The sequence below is a fragment of the Nostoc cf. edaphicum LEGE 07299 genome (genome assembly GCF_015207245.1).
GTDB classification, from domain to species: domain Bacteria; phylum Cyanobacteriota; class Cyanobacteriia; order Cyanobacteriales; family Nostocaceae; genus Nostoc; species Nostoc edaphicum_B.
In genome coordinates this window covers 1-6,664 of record NZ_JADEXF010000191.1, presented here as the reverse complement: position 1 = coordinate 6,664, position 6,664 = coordinate 1, and the positions used below count along the sequence as shown (strand labels likewise).

Here is a 6,664-nt window from a genome sequence, read left to right as displayed (position 1 = left end):
GGGTTGACATTTCCAGCTATCATTTTGATGCCGTGTTTGGCGTGTTTAATGCTGTCTAGCAGACGGCTACAGAATGCGCCCAGCAATTATGGCGGTATCGTCCAGATGTCCCCATGTATGTTTGGGTTGCTCCGCGTCCTCCCTTTGGTTACGCCGAAACCAATGCGCGACGCATTAAAGAAAAGATTCTTCAGACAAATGAGATGACCGCTTTTCTGATTCGCATTAACCGGGAAACAGGCAAACGTGGGGCTGAGAAGGATTGGGCATTGGATGCTAGTTGTCAGATTGAGGGGCAACGGAATTGGTCGATTAATAATTTACGGGCTGATTTGCGATCGCTACTTGAAGAAATGGGCAATACTATTGCGCCTGTGGGTGATGCAACCGATGAGGGGGCTTTGAGGTGGATGAAAGCGGCGGGTATCGCCATCGATGAGGAGCATTACCGTAAAGTTGCTAATGCCAAAGATATTGACAGAAGGACTTACACAAGTAGGCAGCACCAAGACTATCTCAAACCGGAGGAGGTGCTGGAGTGTGAGAAGTTCCGTATTCAGGACACCTACGGCATGAGCGTAACCCCGGAACTGGTTGAGCAAGATGATGGGGGGCGGTTAATTAAAAAGATTATCGCACTTGAAGCGATATTGGCAGCGCCGGGGGAAATGGTCACTGATGAAGAGGGGCGGGAGTTTGTTGCACCACCGGCTGTTGTTGTGGAACGGGATAAATCGGAACGTGAGCGCTTGGCTATTTGCACTGACTGGAGCAATCATTCTACCGCGTGGTTGATGCGTCATCGGCTAGGACTGAGGGCAGTGTTGATGGATCTCATGTCTGGGGTTGAGATTAAAGGGGACGAAGCGATGATTCAGGCTTTGGCTGAGTTTTCAAAACGCAATGCCTCTCACGTTAAAGGGATACTCAACCTGACGATTCCCCTTGATGAGTCTCCTGTGTGGATTTTGGGACAGTATCTCGCTCAACTTGGTCTGTCCACTGAATCACGGCGACCGCTTGAAGATGGTAAGCGCGTTAGGTACTATCGCCTCAATACTGAGGATGTCGAGTTTGCCCAGAAGGTATTAGAGTATCGTCAACGGCAACGGGAGGAGAAGGAACGCAAACGCCAAGAGTCACTTGAGCGAGATGCGGCTTATGCGGCTAGAATGCAAGCTCAGTATGGGATTAACTCGCCGTCCACACCCCCCATTAATGAAGATGGAAGTAATAATCGGGGGGGTATGGACACAGATTGGCATCACCGTGGTCGGGTAGCAGGACTATATCGCTATAATCCCGCCCCCTCAGAACCGGACTTGCGCCTTGCAACGCATCCGGCTCAAGCAAGTCATAAACTACAAATTGTTCCAGAATGTATTTGCTGATGGCAGTACAAGTGTACGAGTTGTAGGTTGCCGTAATTATCACCACCACCCTGAGATTTTGGCTTTTTATGATGAAGATGTAACTCTTCATCATTTAATAGAGATTCCCCGCAGACAGGACAGACATATTGTTGCTTTTGGGCTATCTTCTGCCTACTTTTGATTAATTCGGATTTAGTTTTAGCTTCTTGCCGTTTAATCCAGTAGTCCCTTAATTTGGGGTCATCGGGTGATGATTTACCCTTAACAAGAATGTGCCTTTCAATCTTGAACCAAGCAAATTTCAACATATAGGCTCCGGTTTGTTTATTACCGAAAACCCATCGGTCAAATGGTCTATCAAGATTTAGATTTCCCCAGTATTTAACCTTACGCCAGCTATCAGATTTATTTCGATGAGTGCGTTTGGCATACATTTTCTGTTTCTCATATAACCAGTGGTCAAGAGAATTGAAAATTTTGGAGGCTACCCCAACTCGGAAGTAATTCGCTTGTCCCCGAATAATCGGGTTGAGCTTTTTAATGACTGCATCTACTGATTTACCTTTACAGTTTAACCATTCAGAACGCAGTTTACTCCGAATATTTAGCACAGACTTTTTACTAGGTTTGATTAACAGCTTCCATCCAGTTTTAGTAGTTTGATCTTTGTAGTGTCTGATATTGAAACCCAAAAAGTCAAACCCTTCTGTGAGATGCGATATTTTGGTTTTTTCCTGAGAGAGGGTAAGCCCCCTAGCTTGCATCCAATTATTCAGGATTTGAACAACAGTTTTTGCATCTTCAAGTGTTTCACAGAACACCACAAAATCATCGGCAAATCTCACCAAAGCTCTTGATGCACGGAGTTCTCCCTCCTTGTTATATTTAACTCCCAGAGCAGATTCCATACCGTGTAGAGCTATATTCGCTAACAACGGACTGACAACAGACCCTTGCGGTGTACCAGCATCTGTAGGATGCCATGAACCCGCTTCCATATATCCTGCTAGTAGCCACTGTTTAATTAATTCACGGGCTGGAAAGCCTGTTAAAAGCCCTAACAGAAAATTATGCGAAATGTTGTCAAAACATCCTTGAATGTCTGCATCTACTACCCATTTCTTCCGTTTATTTGGACGGGCGAAGTTATAGATGCTAGCAAGAGCATCATGGGGGCTACGTCCTGGTCGGAAACCGTAACTTGACCTTTCAAAAATTGCTTCCCATTCGGGTTCTAAGGCATTTTTAACCATTGCCTGGATGGTACGGTCTTGTATTACTGGAATTCCTAAAGGTCGTTTCTTTCCATTAGCTTTTGGGATGTAAATTCGTCGTGCTGGTGATGATTTCCAGGGAGAATAATCAGTTAATTTATCTACTAACTGACCCCTGGCTATAGCAGTTTTTACTACTACTTTATCTATTCCTGGTGTGTTTCGACCTCTGTTATACTGCGTCACTTTTCTAACGCTAACTAGGCGATTAGAATAGCTGCGTAGCATCAGTTTCTGGAGAGAGCGTACCTTTTTCAGATTGCCCTCAGTTTTTGCCCTAAAGATTCGCTGTCTCAAATTCCGAACAATCCGATTGGCTTTGCGCCAGTTGACACAATTCCAATCAGTCTGTCCCTTGGTTCGGTTTACAGTTGCCTGCATCTAACTTACACCTCGGTTTGAAATCATTACAACGGATATTGGTTGACTCACCTGCTTCCCGTCAGCACCCTTTCAGGTTGGACATCTGCCCTATCCACCGGGTTATGGATTCCCCTTGCCTTTCGGCTGGTGGCATTCGCTTTTGAAAGCATCCTTGCCCCACTGAAGAGTTCGGCTTCCCTTACGGGTTGCTTACTGGGTAAATCCCAGACTTCATTGGGGTTACTACGTTACGCACGGATGAGATGTAATTGGGTAGGGTGTCCTCTCTACACCGGAGTGGTTGGTGTCCCAGTTCAACTTGCATTGAGGAGTTGAACCTTGACTGAATAATTTTGGGATATTCAGCGCTTTCACTCATATCACCGTGTCAGCCTTTTCGATGACCAATTCTTACGATGCCTCAACAAGGATTCATTTACATTCACCCATCCAATCTTTCCTTTGCCCGGTTACATTTTTAGGCTAAATGCTTCCTTGGGCTTTACTTTCCGCTTCACACATCGCCGTTACCAGTGGTGCATGGGAAGGTTAGGAACAGTCTTGGACACCAGACTGGAGGAATCGGTTCCTCGCTCATCTTTTGGAAGCTTTATATATAGGGGCTTCCAGCCCTTCGTGCGCCATCGTGTCGCACCCAAAACGGGAAAATTGTACGCTAAGGAATTAATGCAAACGCTATAACCATTGTGAGACTTAGGTTCCAGCCATTGCTGAAAATGATTTTTTGTTTTATCCCTCAGTTGACAGTTCAAGAGAAATATTAATTCTCTTAAACTGTAAAATTGACATTGCTATTATTAGCAAAACGATATTTATTTTTAGCCAAATCTTATATTTACTTACTGCCCATAATTGGGGATTTTCTCAAAGGCTTTTTGTGCTACTTCTTCTGCACGTCGAGAAGTCACTTTTGAATATCGTAAAGTCATTTGAATCGTCTCATGTCCCATCAATGCCCGTAGTTCGTCGATACCCATCAAACCGACCCTTTCAGTACCAAAGGTATGCCTCAAATCATGGAAACGAATTCCTTCTAATTCGTTTACGCCCTTAATTACCTCAAGTAGGGACTTATAAGCTGTTGCGTAAGATAGACGAGAAACTTTGAGACTAAAGGGTTGTTGGGCTGTAAACAATGCCGACACGCACGGATGCCTGTAATATTTGAGGTAGTTATTTAAACTTTGTGCAGCACTTTCGCTGTAAAAACACCATCGTTGCTTATTTCGCTTACCAATTACCTGAAACTTACGATTTTGAATATCTACAGCGTCTAAATCCAACGTCAATATTTCCGCGATTCTAGCCCCCGTGCTGTGCAACAAATGTATCAACGCAGACATTCGAGCATCTGGTTTAATGGTTTGGTAGAGAAGATTTAATTGTGCTGGTGTAAGATAACGCACTTCTTCATCAGAATTATGTTCCCCTTTCTCCAAGTTAGGTTTGCATCGAGGATATCTAGCTAGAGGGTTTGATTTGATATAACCCTGCTCCACGGCAAAGTTAAATAATGCAGTAATTACTGCTTGATATTTATGGTGAGTTGTAAATTTTACTTGAGACACCCCTGATAAATATTCAACCAAAATTTCATAGTCAATAATTTCAATCGACCAACGGCCATAAAGTTGAAGCAAAGGTATCAAAACATATTCGTAAGTACGAATCGTTGAGTTTGTCAGTCCTGGACGATCTAAAAACTGGGTTGTTAACGCAGCTAAAGTAATAGTCACAATCAAGACAAAAATTTAAATTACTAAAATTTTGTACACATCTTAATTTAATATTAAGTGTTACAAAAATAATAATACTTTTATGGATGTATCTCTCGTAGATGTGGCTCCAAATCCGTCTGAACCGTTGGGACGGTATATTCAACGTGTCCGTGATTCAAATCGTTTAACGCAGTTGGAATTAAGTATAAAAGCGGGTATACATGTCCAAACCATACGTAAAATTGAATCTGGTGGCACATCTCGACTTAGCCAAAAAGGGAAATCGGGGTTAGCGGCGGCATTGGGCATACCCCAGGAATATCTTGATGCTGTCGTCAAACAAACACCTGTTGAGGCAATAGGTGCGTTGAAATTTTGCCCCAAGTGTTGGACACCTGGCACAACACTTGACCCAATGTGGACTTCGTTACGGTCAAAATATTGCTTCGCTTGCGGTACAACTTTACGCGACCGATGTGGAAGTTGCAATGAACCAATCATGTCGCTCAAATTTAAATTCTGCCCTTATTGTGGAGAATCCTATAAACAGACGTAAAAATTATATGTTTAACAGCAAAATATTTTAATACTTTATAGAATCGATTTCAGGCATTCACAAAAATTAAATTAGATGGTCTAAAACTTGGCTACCCGCGAATTATTATCTGATATACAACGAATTCAATTTACTCAAATACCTATAGATATTACCGACCGAGATATTGTTCGCTACTACACTTTTAACACTGATGATTTAAAAGTTATAAACAGTCGCCGTCGCGTACATAATCGTTTAGGAATGGCGGTGCAATTATGTTATTTGCGGTTCCCAGGTCGGGTATGGGAACTAGGAGAAAAAGTACCGAATTCCATTTTGTCCTATGTTGCCTCACAATTGTCAGTTAAGCCGAAGTTTTTCAAAAAATATGCGGTACGAGATACTACTCGCCGGGAGCATTTAGCAGAACTTCAGAAAGTTTTAGGCTATGACTCTATGAGTATATCTCACTACAAAAGACTCTCTAAATGGTTGATGAAACTGGCTTTTAACACAGACAAGGGAATTGCTTTAGTCGAAGCACTGATTGAAGAAATGCGTCGGACTAAAATAATAATCCCCGCAATGTCTACAGTTGAAAGGCTGGCTTGGGAAACACGACGACGCGCTCAAAACCAATTTTATTTATCGCTAACTCAACGCTTAACAACTATTCAAAAGAAAGAACTTGATGATTTATTGGTGATAAATCTTGAAAAGAACCGGACTCCATTAGTTTGGTTGCGCCAACCACCTGGAGTAGCCAATCCCAAGAATTTTTTAAAAATATTAGATAAGTTTGAATTTATTCGTGATTTAAATTTAGATAGCTCATGTCTAGCTAAAGTACACCATAATCGTTTGGTGCAATTAACCCGTATTGGAGTAAAAACAACGCCTGCACACATAGCGAGATTAGATGAGCTAAGAAGATATGCTACTTTGGTTGCTTTTCTGTTAGAAACATCTGCCATATTTGTTGACACTGCAATCTCAATGCACGACAAGATGATAGGTAAATTATTCCGCCGCAGTGAAAATCAACGTAACCAAAATTTTCAACACGATGGAAAAGCTATTAATGAGAAAGTCAGGCTCTATGCTGATATAGGAGATGCTCTAATTAACGCCAGAGAGGGAGAAGGAGATGCCTATGCTGCCATTGAATCGGTGTTAAGTTGGGATAATTTTCTGAAAAGTGTTGAAGAAGCTGGGAAATTAGCACGTCCTGCGGATTTTGATTATTTTGATTTGCTCGACAGACGTTATTCCCAATTACGTAGATATACACCAACATTACTTTCAGCCTTTGAGTTTAAAGCTAGCAATCCAGCCGCAGCTATTGTTGAAGCGTTAAATTTAATCAAAGAACTAAAT

At 42.3% G+C, this 6,664-nt stretch carries 6 protein-coding genes; 4 read left to right on the top strand and 2 right to left on the bottom strand.

The genetic code is table 11. From position 1 onward, the window contains the following. The first annotated feature begins 113 nt into the window (after positions 1 to 113). Entirely contained in the window at positions 114 to 1,391 is a 1,278-nt protein-coding gene (locus IQ229_RS07850; protein ID WP_194042690.1) for a hypothetical protein, read from the top strand. Here the strand turns inward: IQ229_RS07850 and ltrA are convergent. Then, positions 1,355 to 3,028 carry a group II intron reverse transcriptase/maturase gene (gene ltrA, locus IQ229_RS07845; protein ID WP_194042688.1) on the bottom strand — a complete coding sequence of 558 codons (1,674 nt, stop codon included), beginning with the start codon at positions 3,026 to 3,028 and terminating at the stop codon, positions 1,355 to 1,357. The two genes, IQ229_RS07850 and ltrA, sit on opposite strands and share 37 nt — an antisense overlap. A gap of 42 nt (positions 3,029 to 3,070) precedes the next feature. On the opposite strand from ltrA, the gene IQ229_RS07840 reads away from it, so the two are divergent. After that, positions 3,071 to 3,346, top strand: a complete 276-nt coding sequence (locus tag IQ229_RS07840) for a hypothetical protein (RefSeq protein ID WP_194042686.1) — start codon at positions 3,071 to 3,073, stop codon at positions 3,344 to 3,346. A gap of 524 nt (positions 3,347 to 3,870) precedes the next feature. Here IQ229_RS07840 and IQ229_RS07835 read toward each other — a convergent pair. Then, positions 3,871 to 4,767, bottom strand: a complete 897-nt coding sequence (locus tag IQ229_RS07835) for a tyrosine-type recombinase/integrase (protein WP_194042684.1) — start codon at positions 4,765 to 4,767, stop codon at positions 3,871 to 3,873. Positions 4,768 to 4,849: 82 nt separating this feature from the next. Between IQ229_RS07835 and IQ229_RS07830 the strand changes: the two genes are divergently transcribed. Continuing rightward, a complete protein-coding gene (locus IQ229_RS07830) occupies positions 4,850 to 5,305 on the top strand; it encodes a double zinc ribbon domain-containing protein (protein ID WP_104899214.1) in 456 nt (151 codons plus the stop codon). Between the two features lie 87 nt (positions 5,306 to 5,392). Further along, on the top strand, positions 5,393 to 6,664 hold a 1,272-nt coding region (locus IQ229_RS07825; protein ID WP_194042682.1), incomplete at its 3' end, for a DUF4158 domain-containing protein.